General features: G+C 71.9%; 18 protein-coding genes. 9 read left to right on the top strand and 9 right to left on the bottom strand.

Annotation, left to right across the window (positions count from 1 at the left end; genetic code table 11):
- Nucleotides 1–287: 287 nt before the first annotated feature.
- The 4 genes from IE286_RS07680 to IE286_RS07665 all read right to left on the bottom strand — a co-directional run bounded on the left by IE286_RS07680 (nucleotide 288) and on the right by IE286_RS07665 (nucleotide 4,640).
- Nucleotides 288–1,475 carry an extensin gene (locus IE286_RS07680; protein ID WP_189795846.1) on the bottom strand — a complete coding sequence of 396 codons (1,188 nt, stop codon included), beginning with the start codon at nucleotides 1,473–1,475 and terminating at the stop codon, nucleotides 288–290.
- Nucleotides 1,475–2,137, bottom strand: a complete 663-nt coding sequence (locus IE286_RS07675; RefSeq protein ID WP_189795845.1) for an RNA polymerase sigma factor — start codon at nucleotides 2,135–2,137, stop codon at nucleotides 1,475–1,477. The genes IE286_RS07680 and IE286_RS07675 overlap by 1 nt, the downstream gene beginning before the upstream one ends.
- Nucleotides 2,138–2,502: 365 nt before the next feature.
- A complete protein-coding gene (locus tag IE286_RS07670) occupies nucleotides 2,503–2,919 on the bottom strand; it encodes a hypothetical protein (RefSeq protein ID WP_189795844.1) in 417 nt (138 codons plus the stop codon).
- Between the two features lie 167 nt (nucleotides 2,920–3,086).
- Nucleotides 3,087–4,640 carry a beta-N-acetylhexosaminidase gene (locus IE286_RS07665; protein WP_189795900.1) on the bottom strand — a complete coding sequence of 518 codons (1,554 nt, stop codon included), beginning with the start codon at nucleotides 4,638–4,640 and terminating at the stop codon, nucleotides 3,087–3,089.
- 243 nt (nucleotides 4,641–4,883) lie between these two features.
- Here IE286_RS07665 and IE286_RS07660 point away from each other — a divergent pair, with 243 nt between their 5' ends.
- From IE286_RS07660 to IE286_RS07630, 7 genes are all read left to right on the top strand, one after another.
- Nucleotides 4,884–5,468 carry a 2-oxo-4-hydroxy-4-carboxy-5-ureidoimidazoline decarboxylase gene (locus tag IE286_RS07660; RefSeq protein ID WP_229862066.1) on the top strand — a complete coding sequence of 195 codons (585 nt, stop codon included), beginning with the start codon at nucleotides 4,884–4,886 and terminating at the stop codon, nucleotides 5,466–5,468.
- Nucleotides 5,469–5,618: 150 nt separating this feature from the next.
- Nucleotides 5,619–5,999, top strand: a complete 381-nt coding sequence (gene sdhC, locus IE286_RS07655; protein ID WP_189795843.1) for a succinate dehydrogenase, cytochrome b556 subunit — start codon at nucleotides 5,619–5,621, stop codon at nucleotides 5,997–5,999.
- A gap of 5 nt (nucleotides 6,000–6,004) precedes the next feature.
- Nucleotides 6,005–6,484: a succinate dehydrogenase hydrophobic membrane anchor subunit gene (locus tag IE286_RS07650; RefSeq protein WP_125496809.1), complete on the top strand. Its 480-nt coding sequence runs from the start codon at nucleotides 6,005–6,007 to the stop codon at nucleotides 6,482–6,484.
- A gap of 24 nt (nucleotides 6,485–6,508) precedes the next feature.
- Nucleotides 6,509–8,263 (top strand): succinate dehydrogenase flavoprotein subunit, encoded by a 1,755-nt coding sequence (sdhA, locus tag IE286_RS07645; RefSeq protein WP_189795842.1) that lies wholly within the window; start codon nucleotides 6,509–6,511, stop codon nucleotides 8,261–8,263.
- Nucleotides 8,263–9,042 (top strand): succinate dehydrogenase iron-sulfur subunit, encoded by a 780-nt coding sequence (locus IE286_RS07640; protein WP_189795841.1) that lies wholly within the window; start codon nucleotides 8,263–8,265, stop codon nucleotides 9,040–9,042. Before sdhA ends, IE286_RS07640 begins: the two co-directional genes overlap by 1 nt.
- Before the next feature lie 190 nt (nucleotides 9,043–9,232).
- Nucleotides 9,233–9,643, top strand: coding sequence for a VOC family protein (locus IE286_RS07635; protein ID WP_189795840.1), 411 nt, complete (start codon nucleotides 9,233–9,235; stop codon nucleotides 9,641–9,643).
- A 177-nt stretch (nucleotides 9,644–9,820) separates the two neighbouring features.
- Nucleotides 9,821–10,438, top strand: a complete 618-nt coding sequence (locus IE286_RS07630) for a Uma2 family endonuclease (protein WP_189795839.1) — start codon at nucleotides 9,821–9,823, stop codon at nucleotides 10,436–10,438.
- Here IE286_RS07630 and IE286_RS07625 read toward each other — a convergent pair whose 3' ends face one another.
- Both IE286_RS07625 and IE286_RS07620 read right to left on the bottom strand, forming a co-directional pair.
- Complete coding sequence (locus tag IE286_RS07625) at nucleotides 10,439–11,995, bottom strand: ABC transporter substrate-binding protein (RefSeq protein WP_189795838.1); 1,557 nt, start codon at nucleotides 11,993–11,995, stop codon at nucleotides 10,439–10,441.
- Between the two features lie 306 nt (nucleotides 11,996–12,301).
- Nucleotides 12,302–12,541, bottom strand: a complete 240-nt coding sequence (locus tag IE286_RS07620; protein ID WP_125496804.1) for an SCO4848 family membrane protein — start codon at nucleotides 12,539–12,541, stop codon at nucleotides 12,302–12,304.
- 121 nt (nucleotides 12,542–12,662) lie between these two features.
- Here IE286_RS07620 and IE286_RS07615 point away from each other — a divergent pair, with 121 nt between their 5' ends.
- Nucleotides 12,663–13,946: a D-alanyl-D-alanine carboxypeptidase family protein gene (locus tag IE286_RS07615; RefSeq protein WP_308115050.1), complete on the top strand. Its 1,284-nt coding sequence runs from the start codon at nucleotides 12,663–12,665 to the stop codon at nucleotides 13,944–13,946.
- On the opposite strand, the gene IE286_RS07610 is transcribed toward IE286_RS07615, so the two are convergent.
- Complete coding sequence (locus tag IE286_RS07610; RefSeq protein ID WP_189795836.1) at nucleotides 13,894–14,865, bottom strand: YihY/virulence factor BrkB family protein; 972 nt, start codon at nucleotides 14,863–14,865, stop codon at nucleotides 13,894–13,896. The two genes, IE286_RS07615 and IE286_RS07610, sit on opposite strands and share 53 nt — an antisense overlap.
- An 85-nt stretch (nucleotides 14,866–14,950) precedes the next feature.
- Here IE286_RS07610 and dprE2 point away from each other — a divergent pair, with 85 nt between their 5' ends.
- Nucleotides 14,951–15,742, top strand: a complete 792-nt coding sequence (gene dprE2 / locus IE286_RS07605; protein ID WP_229862044.1) for a decaprenylphospho-beta-D-erythro-pentofuranosid-2-ulose 2-reductase — start codon at nucleotides 14,951–14,953, stop codon at nucleotides 15,740–15,742.
- A gap of 53 nt (nucleotides 15,743–15,795) precedes the next feature.
- On the opposite strand, the gene IE286_RS07600 is transcribed toward dprE2, so the two are convergent.
- Together IE286_RS07600 and trpS are read right to left on the bottom strand one after the other, a co-directional pair.
- On the bottom strand, nucleotides 15,796–16,377 hold the full coding sequence (locus IE286_RS07600) for a 2'-5' RNA ligase family protein (protein ID WP_189795834.1): 582 nt from the start codon (nucleotides 16,375–16,377) through the stop codon (nucleotides 15,796–15,798).
- A 257-nt stretch (nucleotides 16,378–16,634) separates the two neighbouring features.
- Nucleotides 16,635–17,690 carry a tryptophan--tRNA ligase gene (gene trpS / locus IE286_RS07595; protein ID WP_267969436.1) on the bottom strand — a complete coding sequence of 352 codons (1,056 nt, stop codon included), beginning with the start codon at nucleotides 17,688–17,690 and terminating at the stop codon, nucleotides 16,635–16,637.
- Between the last annotated feature and the right edge of the window lie 16 nt (nucleotides 17,691–17,706).

Below are 17,706 nucleotides of genomic sequence, written 5' to 3'. Positions count from 1 at the left end.
GCCCGCGCCGGGCACGGGCTGCGGGTACGGGGGGAACCCAGGCGCCGTGCCGAGGCCGATGACCAGTCGGCCACTGAGTACTGCGCCGGGGGCGCCGGAAACGTTACGCCCCCGCGCGAGAAGCCTCGCGACGCCGCGGGAAGCCGTGCGCATGCCGTGGGGTGCCGCACCGGCGCAGGGCACCGGCGGCGGGGCGGCGCCCGGTGGGGCGTGGGCGGGACGGCGGCCCGGGGGCTTGCGCCGGCTCGGGTGACCGGCCCGGCGCGGCGGACCGGGGCGCGGGCCGGTCAGACGTCCGCCGAGGGGCCGCCGTCGTCGCCGGCGCTCTCGCCGCTCCCGTTCCCGTGGCCGTTCCCCCCGCCGTGCCGGGTGTCACCCTGGCCGCCGTGCCGGTCACGGCTGTGGTGGCCCCGGCTGTCCCGGCCGTGCTCCCCGTCCTCGTCGTGGTCCTCGTCGTTCCGCCCGGTCGTGTGGCCGCTGTCGGGAGCGAGACCGTGACCGTCGTTTCCGCCGCCGTCGCCCTCCTGGCCGTCCTGGTCACCCCGGCCGTCGTGGCCGTCCTGGTCGTCCTGGTCGTCCTGGTCGCCCGCGCCGTCCTGGTCCCCGTGGTCGCTGCGGATCTCGCCCGTGAGACGGGTCGGGTTCGTCCGCCCCTCGGTGCCGGGATTTCCTCCGTGCGCGTCCTTCTCGCCCGCGCCGCCCCTCCCCCACAGGCCGGGGACGCGGTGCTCGCTGGCGTCCTTGTCGCCTCGGCCGGGCTCGCCGGGACGGTGAGAGGAACCGGGCTCGTCGTCCCGGCCGTCGTGCTCCCCGGTCCGTGGCCCGGCGGTGGACTCGCCGCGCAGGGTGTCGCGGCCGGCGGCGCCGGAGGAACCGTGCGTGGCCTTCCCGGTCGCCGGCAGCTCGCGCTCGACGTCCGGCGAAGGCGCCGCGGCGGGACCGTCCGGGGTGGGCCAGTCCGACACGGAGGCGGCGGGCGAGGGCCGGGCGTCGCGGAACGGGGTGGGCAGCACCTCGGCGGTGGCCACCGCCAGCGCGCCGATCGCGCTCGCGGCCAGCGCGGCCGACAGCACCAGCCGCACCGGGCGGCACCGGACCGGGTGACCCGGCCGGCCCCCCTGCTCGTGCGCCCGCGCGCCCGGTCGCCCGCCGAGACGGACCAGGCCCGCGTCGGCCGGCGGGAACCCGGAACGCCGGGCGGAGATGCCCCCGCCCCGGCCGGCCCGGGCGGTGCCCGCGGACTGCGCGGCGTCGGCGGCCTCCGCCCGGACCTTGCGGAAGGCCGCCAGCGCGGCGGCCTCGCCGGGCAGTTCGGGCTCGTCGGCGGGCAGCTCGGGGCACAGGCCGGCGGTCAGGGCGTCCAGCGCCCGGGCGAGCCGTTCGGCGCGGGCGGTGACGGCGGTGCCCGGTGGCTCGCCGCGCAGCAGGCGCTCCGCCATGTCGCGGTCCAGCCATCGGTACTGCTCGTCGGCCATCACATGTCCCTCTGCGTCCCAGCGCGCGGATGCGTCACAGCGGCGGACGTCACCGGGGGCCTCTTCGGTTGCCGCGGGGACGGCACCGCGTCGAGCCCGTCGGCGTACGACGGATCGTCGGCGAGGAGTTCCGCGAGCCGTTTCAGGCCCCGGTGCGCGGCGGTGCGGACGGCGCCCGGCCGTTTGCCGAGGGTCTCGGCCGCGGTCTTCGCGTCCAGACCCATGACCACGCGCAGCACGACGGCCTCGGCCTGGTCCTGGGGAAGGCGGGCGATGAGGGAGAGAGTGTGGCCGGTGGTGAGGGACTCGATGGCCTCGCTCGCGGTGTCGGACTCGGCGGGCCGGCCGGTCAGTTCCGTCTCGTCACCGCCGGTCGCGGGGCGGCGGCCGCGCTTGCGGATGTGGTCCAGGGCGCGGTTGCGGGCGATGCGCGCGGCCCAGCCGCGGAACCGGTCGGCGTCACCGCTGAACCGCCCGAGGTCGCGTGCTATCTGCAGCCATGCCTCCGAGGCCACGTCCTCGGCGTCCGGGTCGCCCACCAGGGTGCGGACGTATCCCAGCAGTCGCGGGTGCACGCTGCGGTACACGGTCCGGAACGCGGCCTCGTCCCCGTTCTGCGCCGCCCGTACCGCGGCGGTCAGCTCCGCGTCGTCCCCCTGCACCCGTGGTCCTCAGTAGATCGAGCACGATCGTCACCGGCGCCATCGCCGTCGCCGGATGCGGTGATCGTGCGTGGTCGCGCTTGACGCGAAAGGCACGTTACGGCCTGAAACCGTCCGCCGTCCATGGCTGTACAACGTGCAACCAAATCGTTTCGGTGGCCGGCCCGGGACCGGGTGTGACACAAAACGCATGCCCGGCGCTGTACCCAGTACGGGCCGCCGTGCGGCCCGCAGCACGCGACGGCCGGGGCCTCTCCTGTGGGGGGTGGCGGCCCCGGCCGTTGCCCTGTCGCCACGGGTTTCTCTCTCCCCCCCCCCCCGTGCGGCCCGTGACGTGCCGCCTGCCGTCTGCCCTCGTTCGTGCGTCAGTGCTGCGGGACGCGCCGTCCCGCCAGTGCGTCCAGGCACAGCAGCCGCAGCGACCCCGTCCCGGCGAAGCAGCGCCGTGCCTCGTCGATCGGGTCCCACAGCAGTCCGTCCGGGGTGCGGATCCAGTGGTCGCCGCCGGAGGCCCACCACTCCGCACCGGACGCCCGGACGATCACCTCGCCGGCGTAGGCGCCGAAGCCGCGCAGCACGCTGTCCACGGCGGCCCGCGGGGTGCCCTCGCGACGGAGGTCCTCGATCATCCGGTCGACCCGCCACAGGCTCTGTGCCGAGTAGTCCAGGCGCAGCCGGGCGCCCTCGCGCATCGTCGCCACGACGTCCGCGGCCCATCGCACCGGCCGCGCCGCGGCGTGCGGCCTGGTCCGCTGTCCCGTCATCGCTTCCTGTGTCGTCATGTCCGGGAAAGCGACGCCCGGGGCCGCGGTGTCACGCCGAATCGGGCGGGTTTCCGCGACCCGCGCAACACCGGCGCAGCTTGCCCCCAGGACGCACACAACCCGCGCATACCGCGGCCCCGGTCCCGGGCGGCGGGCCCGGGACCGGGGCCGGGGCAGCGGTTTGCTCAGCCGAGCTTGCCGGCCAGCGCCCTGAAGTCCGTCCAGGACAACGGAGGCTTGCCCGGGTCCCACAGCTTCTGGACGGTGGCCCGCAGCGGCATGCGGATGCCGGCGGCCACCTGCTGCTCGGTCTGCGCACGGGGCAGATCGCTCCAGACGGCGAAGCTGCCGCCGAGGATCTGGCTGTCGTAGCGGGCGGGGACGGCCTCGGTGCCGCGCAGCACCCGCGGGGTCCACTGCTCGTAGATGCGCTGCCCGGTCGGGTAGACGAAGGTCTGCGGCTGCCCGAGGACGTAGTAGAGGAACTCGTCGTTGTAGTTGAGCACCTTGCGGCCCTCGGCCAGGTACGCGGCCGGCTGCCGGGCGCCGATCTCCTTGCCGGTCCAGTAGGCGGCCTCGATGTCCTCCTCCGGCCGCACGGAGGTGTTGCGGTAGAAGCCGTCGTTCCAGGCGCGGGGGGTGCGCCCGTGGTCGCGGACGATGGCGGCGCGGGCGTTCAGCCAGCCGGTGGCGAGGTCGGCGACGGTGCCGCCGGGCCCGTAGGCCTTGCGGGCGGCGGCCGCCAGCTGCGGGTAGGAGGCGGCGGGGTCGCGCACGGTCAGCGCCTGGTACTCGTCGCCGCCGAGGTGCCAGTAGGAGCCGGGGAAGACGTCCGCGAACTCGTCGAGCAGATCGTCGACGATCTTCGCCGCCTCGGGCTTGGAGATGTCGACGGCGCCCCGGGTCGCCACCCCCTGCGCGTTGCGCAGCTGCAGACCGGGGTGGGCGGCGATGACCGCGCCCAGGTGGCCGGGCGAGTCGATCTCCGGCACGACGGTGATGTGCCGGGACGCGGCCAGGTCGACGATCTGCTTGACCTGTGCCTTGGTGAGGTGGTCCGGGGAGACGATCTCCGGGTGGGTGTCGGACTGGATGCGGAAGGCCTGGTCGTCGGAGAAGTGCAGGCCCAGCTCGTTGTACTTAAGGTCGCCCAGTTCGCGTATCCGGTCCTCGATCCAGCCGGCCGAGTACGGCTTGCGGGCGATGTCCAGCATGAAGCCGCGGCGCGGCTTGGCCGGCGCGTCGTTCACCACGCCCTCGGGGGCGGAGCCGGCGCCGCGCACCTCCTGCTTCAGGGTGCGGGTGCCGTAGAAGACGCCCGCGTCGGCGGGCCCGCCGATGGTGACCCGGCCGTCGCGGACGGTCATGGTGTACGACTCGGGGCTGCCCTTCCGGCCTCCGCCCAGCGTCAGGTGGACGTCCCCGGTGCGCACGTCGTCCGTGCGGCCGCCGTAGGCCAGGCCCAGCTCGCCGGCGATCAGCTTGCCCTCGTCAGCCAGCGAGTCGTCGGAGACGACCACCCGTTCGCCCTTGGCCGGCCGCCATCCCGGGCCGCGGGCGGCGGTGAAGTCCCGTACCGCGGGGATGGTGCGCGGGGCCTGGGAGAGCGGATAGACCTTGGTGGGACTGGCCGGAGAAGCGGGCCGCGGTGCGCTGCGGTCCGCCTCCGGCGTACTGCCGTCGCCGCCGAAGGCCCACAGCCCGAGTCCGGTGCCGAGGCCGACCGTGGCGGCGAACATCCCGCCGGCCAGGAGATACCTGTGCCGCAGCCTTCGGGCCGGAGCCCGGCGGTGCCTGTGCTGACTCACTCTGCCAACGTACGGCCTGTCCGGACGCCATGCGTCCACTGCACGTCCTCAAACTCTTCCGTCCGGGTGAAATTCGCTCATCGACCGGACAGTTCACGATCACGACCGATAGCGTGACGATCACCCTCATGATCCCCTGCCGTCGCAGGTGACGCCGCCGTCGCGGCGCCCGCGATCCCACACCGCCGAGGACCCACACTGCCCGCGCTGACTCCGCAGTGCCTGGAGCACTTCAACACCGCGCCCGCCCATCAGGCCCGCCGCACCCTGCTGGCCTGCCTGCGCAGCCCCCACTGGGCCGGGCGGCTCACCGCCCACCGTCCCTATCCGGACCTGCCCGCCCTGCTGGCCGCGGCCGACGAGGCCACGTACGACCTGGACGAGAGCGACCTCGCCGAAGCCCTGGCGGCCGAGCCGCCGCCGGCCCTGCCCGAGGGGGCGTACACGGCCGCCTCCACCGCGCTGACCGCGGCGTACGCCGCCTACGCGGACACGTTCGGGCACCCCTTCGTCCTCTGCCTCGACGACGTCCCGCCCGGCGAGATCCTCGACCGGCTGCTGGCCGCGGTCCGGTCACGATTGACGAACGATCCCGAGGAGGAACGGACGGTCGCGGCGGAGGAGCTGCGCCGCCTGGCACGCGGACGTCTGGCCCGCGCCCTCCAGGGGCGTGACCAGCCACGACGCGCCCGTAGCCGCCCGGCGCCGCGGCGTCCGCGGCCGGCGGCCGCCCCCGCTGACCCGTCCGTGCACGTTTGAGTGCCATCTCGATCACACCGGCAGGCCCCCTGCAATGCTCACGGCAACCCCTCGCTACCATGCTGGGGGCCGGTGGACCGTACCCGGCCGGGCCCGACCGACAACAAGCCGGCGCGGCCCTATACGTCCCCGCTCCCGGAGGGTTCTTCAGTGCCGGCTGGAACGCTGTACCGCGGCCGGGAAGGAATGTGGTCGTGGGTGGCTCACCGAGTCACCGGCGTGCTCATTTTCTTCTTCCTGTTCGTTCACGTGCTGGACACCGCGCTCGTCCGCGTGTCTCCCGAGGCCTACGACACCGTCGTGGCCACGTACAAGACGCCGATCGTCGCCTGCCTGGAGTACGGCCTCGTCGCCGCCATCCTGTTCCACGCACTCAACGGTCTGCGGGTCATCGCCGTCGACTTCTGGGCCAAGGGTGCCCGTTACCAGAAGCCGATGCTCTGGACCGTGGTCGTCGTCTGGGTCGTGCTCATGCTGGGGGCGATCTACCCCGTCCTGGGCCACGCCGCTCGAGTCGTCTTCGGGAGCTGACGCGCATGTCCACCACTGAAACCTCCTCCGGTGTGAGCCCCGTCGAGGGCGCCGCCGTCTACACCGTCGACAACCCGGCGCCGGTCATCCAGCCCCCGCGCCAGCGGACCAAGAAGACCCCGAAGTCGACCCGGGGCAACTTCGAGATGTACGGCTGGCTGTTCATGCGGCTGTCCGGCGTCGTCCTGGTCGTCCTCGTCATCGGCCACCTGCTGATCCAGCTCGTGCTGGACGGTGGCGTCTCCAAGATCGGCTTCGCCTTCGTCGCCGGACGCTGGGCCTCCCCGTGGTGGCAGGTCTGGGATCTGCTCATGCTGTGGCTGGCGATGCTGCACGGCTGCAACGGCCTGCGCACGGTCATCAACGACTACGCCGAGCGCGCGGGTACGCGGCTGTGGCTGAAGGCACTGCTCTACACCGCCACGGTGTGGACGATTCTGCTGGGCACGCTGGTGATCTTCACCTTCGACCCGAACATCCGCTAGGCCACGGGACCGAGGTAATCCCTGATGAAGATCCACAAGTACGACACCGTCATCGTCGGCGCCGGTGGCGCCGGTATGCGTGCCGCCATCGAGGCGACCAAGCGCAGCCGCACCGCGGTCCTGACCAAGCTCTACCCCACCCGGTCCCACACGGGCGCCGCGCAGGGCGGCATGGCCGCCGCGCTGGCCAACGTGGAGGAGGACAACTGGGAGTGGCACACCTTCGACACGGTCAAGGGCGGTGACTACCTGGTCGACCAGGACGCCGCGGAGATCCTGGCGAAGGAGGCCATCGACTCCGTCCTCGACCTGGAGAAGATGGGCCTGCCGTTCAACCGCACCCCGGACGGCCTCATCGACCAGCGCCGCTTCGGCGGTCACAGCCGCAACCACGGCGAGGCCCCGGTCCGCCGCTCCTGCTACGCGGCCGACCGCACCGGCCACATGATCCTCCAGACGCTGTACCAGAACTGCGTCAAGGAGGGCGTGGAGTTCTACAACGAGTTCTACGTCCTGGACCAGCTGATCACCGAGGTCGACGGCGTCAAGCGGTCGGCCGGTGTCGTCGCCTACGAGCTGGCCACCGGCGAGATCCACGTCTTCCAGGCGAAGTCCGTGATCTACGCCTCCGGCGGCTGCGGCAAGTTCTTCAAGGTGACGTCCAACGCGCACACCCTGACCGGTGACGGCCAGGCCGCGGTGTTCCGCCGGGGCATCCCGCTGGAGGACATGGAGTTCTTCCAGTTCCACCCGACCGGCATCTGGCGCATGGGCATCCTGCTCACCGAGGGTGCCCGCGGCGAGGGCGGCATCCTGCGCAACAAGGACGGCGAGCGCTTCATGGAGAAGTACGCTCCCGTCATGAAGGACCTGGCGTCCCGTGACGTGGTCTCCCGCTCCATCTACACGGAGATCCGCGAGGGCCGCGGCTGCGGTCCCGACGGCGACCACGTGTACCTGGACCTGACCCACCTGCCGCCGGAGCAGCTGGACGCCAAGCTGCCGGACATCACCGAGTTCGCGCGGACCTACCTGGGCATCGAGCCGTACACCGACCCGATCCCGATCCAGCCGACCGCGCACTACGCGATGGGCGGCATCCCGACCAACGTCATGGGCGAGGTCCTCGCCGACAACACCACGGTGGTCCCGGGTCTGTACGCGGCCGGCGAGGTCGCCTGCGTGTCCGTGCACGGCGCCAACCGCCTGGGCACCAACTCGCTGCTGGACATCAACGTCTTCGGCCGCCGCGCCGGCATCGCCGCCGCCGAGTACGCGAGCACGGCGGACTTCGTCGACCTGCCGGAGAACCCGGAGTCCTTCGTCGTCGAGCAGATCGAGCGGCTGCGGTCCTCCACCGGCACCGAGCGGGTGGCGGAGCTGCGGCGCGAGCTGCAGGAGACCATGGACGCCAACGTGATGGTGTTCCGCACCGAGCAGACCATCAAGACGGCGGTCGAGAAGATCGGCGAGCTCAAGCAGCGCTACAAGAACGTGGCGATCCAGGACAAGGGCAAGCGGTTCAACACCGACCTGCTGGAGGCCATCGAGCTGGGCAACCTGCTGGACCTGGCCGAGGTCATGGCGGTCTCCGCCCTGGCCCGCAAGGAATCCCGCGGCGGTCACTACCGTGAGGACTACCCCAACCGCGACGACGTCAACTTCATGCGCCACACCATGGCGTACCGCGAGGTCGGCGCCGACGGGTCCGAATCCATCCGTCTCGACTACAAGCCGGTCGTCCAGACCCGCTACCAGCCGATGGAGCGTAAGTACTGATGGCAACCCCTGTTCTGGACAAGGCGGACGCGGCCGGCAAGCCCGAGCCGGGTTTCGCGGACTCCCCCTACATCACCGTCACCTTCCGCATCCGCCGGTTCAACCCGGAGGTCTCGGCCGAGGCGGCCTGGCAGGACTTCCAGCTGGAGATCGACCCGAAGGAGCGCGTCCTCGACGGTCTGCACAAGATCAAGTGGGAGCAGGACGGCACGCTGACCTTCCGCCGCTCCTGCGCGCACGGCATCTGCGGCTCGGACGCCATGCGGATCAACGGCCGCAACCGGCTGGCCTGCAAGACGCTGATCAAGGACATCAACCCGGAGAAGCCGATCACGATCGAGCCCATAAAGGGCCTGACGGTCCTGAAGGACCTGGTCGTGGACATGGAGCCGTTCTTCCAGGCGTACCGGGACGTGATGCCCTTCCTGATCACGAAGGACACCAACGAGCCGACGCGGGAGCGGCGGCAGTCGCCTGAGGACCGGGCGCGCTTCGACGACACCACGAAGTGCATCCTGTGCGCGGCTTGCACCTCCTCCTGCCCGGTGTTCTGGAACGACGGCCAGTACTTCGGTCCGGCCGCGATCGTCAACGCGCACCGCTTCATCTTCGACAGCCGTGACGACGCGGGCGAGCAGCGCCTGGAGATCCTCAACGACAAGGACGGCGTCTGGCGCTGCCGCACCACCTTCAACTGCACCGACGCCTGCCCGCGCGGCATCGAGGTCACCAAGGCGATCGCGGAGGTCAAGCGCGCCCTGATCACGCGCCGCTTCTGACCTTCGCACCACCGAGGGCATCTTCCTGTCGCCCCGTCGGCCCTGTGGCCGGCGGGGCGATCTGCTGTGGTGCGCGGGGCGATCCACTGTGCGGCGCCCGGGTGCCGGGCTCTGATGCGGCGCGCCCGCTCAGGTGCGTCCCGGCTCGCGGCTTCCGCCTGAACGGCCGGATACGCCGTAATCTGATGACATGTCAGATGACGAGTCGTACGAGCTGCTCGGGTTCGACAACGTGCTGCTTCCCGTGGGCGACCTCGGCGAGGCCGTGGCGTTCTACGAGCGGGCCGGGTTCACCGTGGCGACCCGGCTGGACGAGGCGGGCATCGCGGTGCTCCGGGTCGGTGCCGAGGCCCCGGGCATCCTGCTGCGGCACGAGGAGGCCCTGGGCCGCCGCACCCCGCCGTGGCCCTCGCCGCGTGTCTGGCTGGAGGTACCGGACGCGCGGACCGCGGCCCGTGAACTGACCGCGGCCGGCATCCGGCTGCTGGACGAGCCGTGGGCGATGGTGACCGGCTGGGTGGTGGAGATCGCCGACCCCTGGGGGAACGTCCTCGGCTTCACCGACTACACCAAGCGCCGGGAACTGGGCCGCGTGGGCTGACGGGCGGGCGGCCTGCCGGGGTTCCGTTCCTCGGATCACGACAGGGCTCGCGGGCCCCGGGCCCCGGCGGCCGCACGGGGTGCCCGGTCCCGTCCGGGTGACACGGGACGAAGGCGGCACCCGCGTGCCGTGCTGCCTACGATGATGTTCTCGGCCCCGTCCCCGAGGAGGCACGCGATGTCCGCCGCATCCGTCGAGCAGCCCTTCCGCGCCGACGAGCCGTTCTCCCTCACGGCCATCGCCGAGGAGATCAGGGAGCGCCATCCGGGGTACCGCGTCGAGATCATCGGAGGACATCTCCTTGTCACGTCCGCACCGGACGCCCCCCACGCCGTCGTTCTGACGGACCTCATGATTCCTTTCCTCGCCGCCGGTCTGCACGGCGAGGAGAGCAAGGTGGTCCAGAGCGTCGCGATCGCCCTCCCGACCGGCGACGAGGACTACTGCATTCCCGACCTTGCGGTCGTCGACGCCGGCATCGACGACCACGTGGTGGCGAACAACGCCCACGACCCGGTGTGCTTCCGGCTGGTCCTGGAGGTCACCTCCAACAACCGGCGGGACGACCTGAAGACCAAGGTCACCGCCTACGCCGAGGCCAAGGTGCCCGTCTACGTCGTCGTCGACCGCAAGCACCGGCGCCTGCACGTGCTCACGGAACCCGACGCGGGCGCCTACACCAGCCATCGCGTCCACGCCCCCGGCGAGACCGTCACCCTGCCGGACCTGATCGGTGCCGAGGTCGTGCTCGACGTGGCGCGGATCCTCACCGCCGGGCGGCCGGCGGCCGGGTGATCAGATCCAGCCCAGTTTCCACAGCCGGAACACGCCGGTGCCGTCGTTGACGTACTGACCGCCGCCGACGTCCTCCGTGGTGACGACGTACTCCTTCTGCTGCCACAGCGGGATCAGCGGCACGTCGTCGGCCACCTGCTGCTGCAGGTCGCGGAAGTCCTTCGTGACCCGGCTGCGGTCGGCGTAGCGCCGGCTGTCCGTGACCAGGGCGTCGACGTCCTTGCTGCTGTAGCCGGTGTTCATGCTGCTGCCGGTGCCGACGAGCGGGGCACCGAAGGTGTCCGGGTCCGGATAGTCGGCGACCCAGCCCACCGCGTACGCGTCGAGCTTGCCGGCCGCGTACCGCTTCTGGAAGTCGGTCCACTCATAACCCTTGACGTCGACCGTGAACAGGCCGCTCGCCTCCAGCTGGCGTTTGATCTCCGCGGCCTCCTCGGCACCGGAGCCGCGGCCGATGGCGTAGCCGTAGGTGAAGTGCACGGGGACCTGCACCCCGGCCTCGGTCAGCAGCTGCCGTGCCTTCTTGACGCTCGGCTCGGGATAGGTGTCGAAGAAGGCCGTGGTGTGCCCGGTGATGCCCGCCGGGACCAGGGAGTACAGCGCGTCCACGGTGCCGTCGTAGACGGAGGCGGCCAGCTGCTCGCGGTTGATCAGCCAGGCCATGGCGCGGCGGACGCGGACGTCGTGCAGCGGGGAGGAGGACCGGGTGCTGAGGTACAGGTTGCGGACCTCGGAGCTGTCGGACTCCGACACGCGCTGGTCGGGGTCGCTGGGATTGAGACCGGCGAGGACATCGGGGGTGAGCGTGCGGGTGGCGACGTCGATCTGCCGGTTCTTCCAGGCGGCGTCCAGGGCCTTGCCGTCGGGGTAGTAGTGCAGCTCGACGGGGTTGCCGGTGCGGCTGACCGCGCCCTTGTAGGAGCGGTTGGGCCGCAGCGCGGCGACCTCGCCCTTGACGTACCGGGTCAGCCGGTACGGGCCGGTGCCGTCGGCCTGGTTGCCGGTGCGCAGCGTGTCGGACGGGTAGCGGGAGCGGTCGACGATGGAGCCGGCTCCGGTGGCGACCTTGAAGGGGAACGTGGCGTCCGGCTCCGACAGGTGGAACGTGACGATCATGCCGTCGGCCTCCACCGACTTCAGGGTGGAGAACAGCGGGGCCGGGCCGACATCGGCGTTGATCTTCTTGACCCGGTCGAAGGAGTACTTGACGTCCTCGGCGGTCATCGTCCGCCCGCTCGGGAACGTCAGGCCCGAGCGCAGCTCGCAGCGGTAGGTGCGCAGCCCGCCGCCGACGAACGAACAGCTCCTGGCCGCATCCGGCACCGGCGTGGCGCCGTCCGGCTCGAAGGTCAGCAGGGACTGGAACACATTGCTGTACAAGGCCCAGGAGCCGGCGTCGTAGGAGCCGGCCGGGTCGAGCGAGGTGACGGCGTCGGTCGTGCCGACGGTGATGGCCCTCGCCTCGCCGTCCTTCTCCGGCAGCAGTGTCCAGGCCCCCACGCCCGCGATCACCAGGACCAGCAGGGCCAACAGGATCCGTATGCGAACCGCTCGCATCGGTGATGCCTCCCCAGGTCCCGTCGCGGGACCACCGTGCATGTGCCACGCCTCACAGGCGCGCCGACACCTAATCACAGCTCGTCGGCCGGGGGAAGAGCGGTCTGGATGAGATGAAAAGACGTTATGAAGAAGTGTTGTCACCTCGTTTCACAGGAAATCCCCAGCATGCCCGGACGGCCGGGGCTGGGGATGCGTCCTGTTTTCGGTTGGTGACGGCGGGGGCGCGGACGCCGCGCGCGGGTGTGCGGCCCGGACGTCCGTGAGGTCCGTGACGGGAGCGCCGTGACGCCGGTGGCCGGATCCCTATGACGTCCGGCGCAGGGCGCGCAGGCCACGCAACCCGATCACGCCGATCACCGTCCCCAATACGAAGGAGACGACGGCCAGCGCCAGATGGACCCAGAAGTACGCGGTCGGGTGCCCGTCGTCGAAGGCGAGTCCGCTGCCGTCCTTGACGAGATTCTTGACGAAAGTGACCCAGATGACCCAGCTCCACACCCCGAACGCGAGCAGGAACCAGGAGACGGGGCGACTGAGCTTCATACCTCCAGTATCGCTGCCGGGCGGCCGGAGCCGGGTGCGGGGGGCGGCCGGGCGGCGGGGGCGGGCCGGTGACGGGGACCTGGGCGCAGCACCGGCGAGCGCGCCCGATACGTTTCCGACCGTGCGCGCACCCGAGAAGCTGCTGCGGCGATCCCTTGCGGTCGCTTCCGCCTCCCTGTTGTCCCTCTCCCTGTCCATGACCGTGGGCACCTCTGTCGCGGCGGCGGCGCCGGCGGTGAAGGCGAGCCCCTCGGCCACTCCCCCGGCCCGTATGTCGACCGTGGGCGGCGACCGTCTGGGCCGGCCCGGCACCCAGGCCGAGCTCGCGGACGGTGTGCCGGTCCTGCCCGAGGACCTCACCGCGCGGTCCTGGATCGTGGCCGACGCCGAGTCCGGGCAGGTGCTCGCCGCGCACAACGCCCACTGGCGCCTGGCCCCGGCCAGCACCCTGAAGATGCTGTTCGCCGACACCCTGCTGCCGAAGTTCCCCAGGACCGAGAAGCACACCGTCGACCCTGCCGATCTGGCCGGCATGGGCGAGGGCTCCAGTCTGGTCGGCATCAAGGAGCACGAGACCTACACCGTCCACGACCTGTGGCTGGGGGTCTTCCTGCGCTCGGGCAACGACGCGGTGCACGTCCTGGCCGCCATGAACCACGGAGTGAAGCAGACCGTCGCCGACATGAACGCCCACGCCCGGGAACTGCAGGCGCTGGACACGCATGTGGTCACCCCGGACGGCTACGACGCCCCGGGTCAGGTCTCCTCGGCGTACGACCTGACCCTCTTCGCCCGCTCCGGGCTGCAGAAGAAGGACTTCCGGGAGTACTGCTCCACCGTGCGGGCCTCGTTCCCCGGCGAGACCAAGAAGGACGACAAGGGCAGGAAGACCCGGGGGTCCTTCGAGATCCAGAACACCAACCGGCTGCTGAGCGGCGACTACGACCTGCCGGTGTACAAGGGCATCGCCGGGGTGAAGAACGGCAACACCACCCAGGCGGGCGCCACCTTCACCGGGGTGGCCGAGCGCGACGGGCATGTGCTGCTGGTGACGGTGATGCACCCGGAGAACGCGGAGCACAACGCGGTCTACCGGGAGGCCGCCCGGCTCCTGGACTGGGGGTTCAAGGCCGACGGCAAGGTGCGGCCGGTGGGCGAGCTGGTGCCGCCGAAGAGTGTCGCGGCGGCCGGTGCCACGGCCTCGCCCGGCACGGCGGGCAGTGCACAGGGCGGCGGGTCCTCGGCGAGCCCGGCGGCGGGCGCGTCCGCGACGAGCGGCACCGGCGGCATGGGCGTCGCCCTGGGCGTCGCCGGTGGCGCGGTGGTGGTCCTGGGGGTCACGGCCTATCTGGTCAACCGCCGCTGGCCGCTTCCGGACCTGGTGCGCCGCCGTTCCCGTTCCTAGGCCGTGTCCGGCCGGGCGCGGCTCCCCCGTCGTCACCGTCCCGGCCGGGCGCGTCCTCCCCGTCGTCACCGTCCCGGCCGGGTGTCGCCGTCCAGGCGGCGCAGTACAGCACCAGCTTGGCGGTGAAGTTCATCCACAGCAGCAGGGCGATGGGGACCCCGAAGGCCCCGTACATGCTCTTCGCCGCCACGCCCTGGATGTAGCCGCTGAGCAACACCTTCAGCAGTTCGAAGCCGACCGCGCCGAGCAGTGCCGCCACCAGCAGCCGGCGGCGCGGCGGCTGCACGGCGGGCAGCAGGGTGAGCACGTAGCACAGCACCAGGAAGTCGGCGGCGACGGCGACCGCGAAGGCGACGACCCGCAGCACCAGGCTGCCGGCGCCGTGCTCCTCCAGTCCGGCCTGGCGGGCGATCCAGCCCACGGCGGCCGAGGCGACCGCGGACACGAGCAGCGTGACGACCACCGCGCCGCCCAGACCGAGCAGGACGCCGGCGTCGCGGACCCGGCGCACGACCGGGTTCTCCTCCCGGTCCGGGCACTCCCACACCGCGCGCAGGCAGTCCCGCGTCTGGGCCACCCAGTTCACGCCGGTCAGCAGCAGGAACACACCCGCGATGACACCGACGGTGCCGGCGTTGTCCGCGAGCGCGTCGATGCGCAGCTGGCTGCCCAGCCCCGGGAACTGCTCGGTGATCTTCGTCTCCAGGGTGCGCTGCTGCCGGGCGCTGAGCGTGGCGGCACCGACCGCGGCGGCCAGGGTGAGCAGCGGGAACAGCGCGATGAAGCTGATGAAGGTCATGGCGGCGGCCAGCCGCGACCACTTCACCCGGTCCAGCCGCTCGTACGACCGCCAGGCATGGGTGCGCATCGCACGCGCAGCCCACGGACCCACCACGGGGAGCTTCTTCAGCCAGTCCATGACCGGACTGTGCCCGCTCGGTGCCGACACCAACACCGCGTTTCTATGCCGATGCGGCCATAACGGGACGATACAGTCGTCCGGCGTGAAGGATGCCCTCGGTTTCTCCTCGCTCCTGCGTTCCTTCGGCCCCTCGGGTCTGCCCCGCACGCTGCTGGTGCTCGGCGGCACCTCCCCCGTCGCCCTGGCCGTGACGCGCCGGCTCGTCGCCCGGCGCACCCGCACCGTCTGGCTGGCGGGCCGGCCCTCGCCCGCGCTCGACGAGGCCGCCGCGCATCTGCGGAGCCTCGGAGCCGAGGTGCACACCGTCGCCTTCGACGCGCTCGACGTGCTGCACCACGAGGAGATCCTGGGCAAGGTGTTCGCGGACGGCGACGTCGACATGGTGCTGCTCGCCTTCGGCGTCCTCGGCGACCAGGCGTGGGACGAGCGGGAACCGCTCAACGCGGTGCACGTCGCGCAGACCAACTACACCGGGGCGGTCTCGGCCGCGCTGGTGGCCGCGCGAGAGCTGCAGAACCAGGAGCACGGCTCGCTGGTCGTGATGTCCTCCGTGGCCGCGGAACGGGCCCGGCGCACCGACTTCATCTTCGGCTCCAGCAAGGCGGGCCTGGACACCTTCACCCAGGGCCTGGGCGACGCCCTGTACGGCACCGGGGTGCACGTCATGATCGTCCGCCCGCACTTCGTGCGTTCGGCCTCGACCGCAGGCCGGCCCGTGCCGCCGCTGTCGAGCACCCCGGAGGAGGTCGCCGCCGCCGTGGAGCTGGGGCTGCGGCGGCGGTCGGAGATCGTGTGGGTGCCCGGCGTCCTGCGGGTGGCGGCGACGGTGCTGCGGCATCTGCCGCGCGCGGTGTACCGGCGGCTGCCCCTGTAGGGCACGGTGCGGAGGCCCCCTGTAGGGCACGGTGCGGGGGCCGCCGGCCGGGCTCAGCGGGCGGGCAGGGTGCCACGGTCGACCGGGGACGCCTGGGGCGGGACCACCGCGCTGCCGCCGAAGGCGAACTCGCGCAGCCGGCGCCACACCCCGTCGTCGCCCTGCTGGTGCAGGGCGAACCCGGTGACCGGCCACTCGGCCCGGTAGCCCGCCAGTTCCTCCTGGGCGCGGTCCATCGCCGCCTCGTCGATGCCGTGCGCCACCGTGACGTGCGGGTGGTAGGGGAACTGGAGTTCACGCGCCACGGGCCCGTCCGGGTCGCGCACCCGCTGCTGGAGCCACATGCACGCCTCGGCGCCCTCCACCACCCGGACGTAGACCACCGGGGACAGCGGCCGGAAGGTGTCGGTGCCCGACAGCCGCATGGTGAAGGGCCGCCCGGCCGCGGCCACCTCGGTCAGGTGCGCCTCGACGGCCGGCAGGTGAGCGGCGTCGATCTCGGTCGGCGGCAGCAGGGTGACATGCGTGGGGATGCCGTGAGCCGCGGCGTCGCCGAAGCCCGCGCGCCGCTCCTGGAGCAGGCTGCCGTGCGGCTCCGGGACCGCGATCGACACCCCGATCGTTACGGTCCCCACGTCGTCTCCTGTCGTCGTGCCGGTGCTGTGTGGCCGTGCCGGCGGTCGTCGCTGCCGCCGCTTCCTTCTCCCGGGTCCCGGCCCTCTCCCCGGGGCGCGCCCCGGCCGTCGCGCTCGCGTGCCAGCCGTTTCGCCCGGGCCGTCCGGTTATGCCGTGCGGACAACGACTGTACGACCGCGAACGCGCCCTGGGCAGGCGCCGGCCACGTGATGTGCAGCGCTCTGCCCGGGGCGGGTGCGCGCGGTGGTGCGCTCGTTCAGTGCTTGGCGGGCAGGAAGCCCACCCGGTCGTAGGCCTGGGCGAGGGTCTCCGCGGCGACCGCGCGGGCCTTCTCCGCGCCCTTGGCCAGGATCGCGTCGAGCGTCTCCGTGTCGTCCAGGTACTGCTGGGTCTTCTCGCGGAACGGCGTCACGAACTCGACCATGACCTCGGCCAGGTCGGTCTTCAGGGCGCCGTAGCCCTTGCCGGCGTAACTCTCCTCCAGCTCGCCGATGCTCTGGCCGGTGAGCGTGGAGTAGATGGTGAGCAGGTTGCTGACGCCGGGCTTGGCCTCGGGGTCGAAGCGGATGACGGTGTCGGTGTCGGTGACCGCGCTCTTGACCTTCTTGGCCGTGGTCTTCGGCTCGTCCAGGAGGTTGATGAGGCCCTTCGGCGTGGACGCCGACTTGCTCATCTTGACCGACGGGTCCTGCAGGTCGTAGATCTTCGCCGTCTCCTTGAGGATGTACGGCCGGGGCACGGTGAAGGTCTCGCCGAAGCGGCCGTTGAAGCGCTCGGCGAGGTCACGGGTCAGCTCGATGTGCTGGCGCTGGTCCTCGCCGACCGGCACCTCGTGCGCCTGGTACAGCAGGATGTCGGCGACCTGCAGGATCGGGTAGGTGAACAGGCCGACCGAGGCCCGCTCGGCGCCCTGCTTGGCGGCCTTGTCCTTGAACTGGGTCATCCGGGAGGCCTCGCCGAAGCCGGTGAGGCAGTTCATGACCCAGGCGAGCTGGGCGTGCTCGGGGACGTGGCTCTGGACGAAGAGCGTGCAGCGCTCCGGGTCCAGTCCGGCGGCCAGCAGCTGGGCGGCGGCGAGCCGGGTGTTGGCGCGCAGGTCCTTCGGGTCCTGCGGGACCGTGATCGCGTGCAGGTCGACGACCATGTAGAAGGCGTCGTGCGTCTCCTGCAGGGCCACCCACTGACGGACGGCGCCGAGGTAGTTGCCGAGGTGGAACGAGCCTGCGGTGGGCTGGATCCCGGAGAGCACCCGGAACCTGCCCTGCGCGGCGGTGTCATTGCCGAGGTGGGCGACGGGGCGATCGTTGGCCATGCTCACCATTCTCTCA

The sequence above is a fragment of the Streptomyces thermodiastaticus genome (assembly GCF_014656135.1).
In the GTDB taxonomy this organism is placed as follows: domain Bacteria; phylum Actinomycetota; class Actinomycetes; order Streptomycetales; family Streptomycetaceae; genus Streptomyces; species Streptomyces thermodiastaticus.
This window is presented reverse-complemented; position numbering and strand designations above follow the sequence as displayed.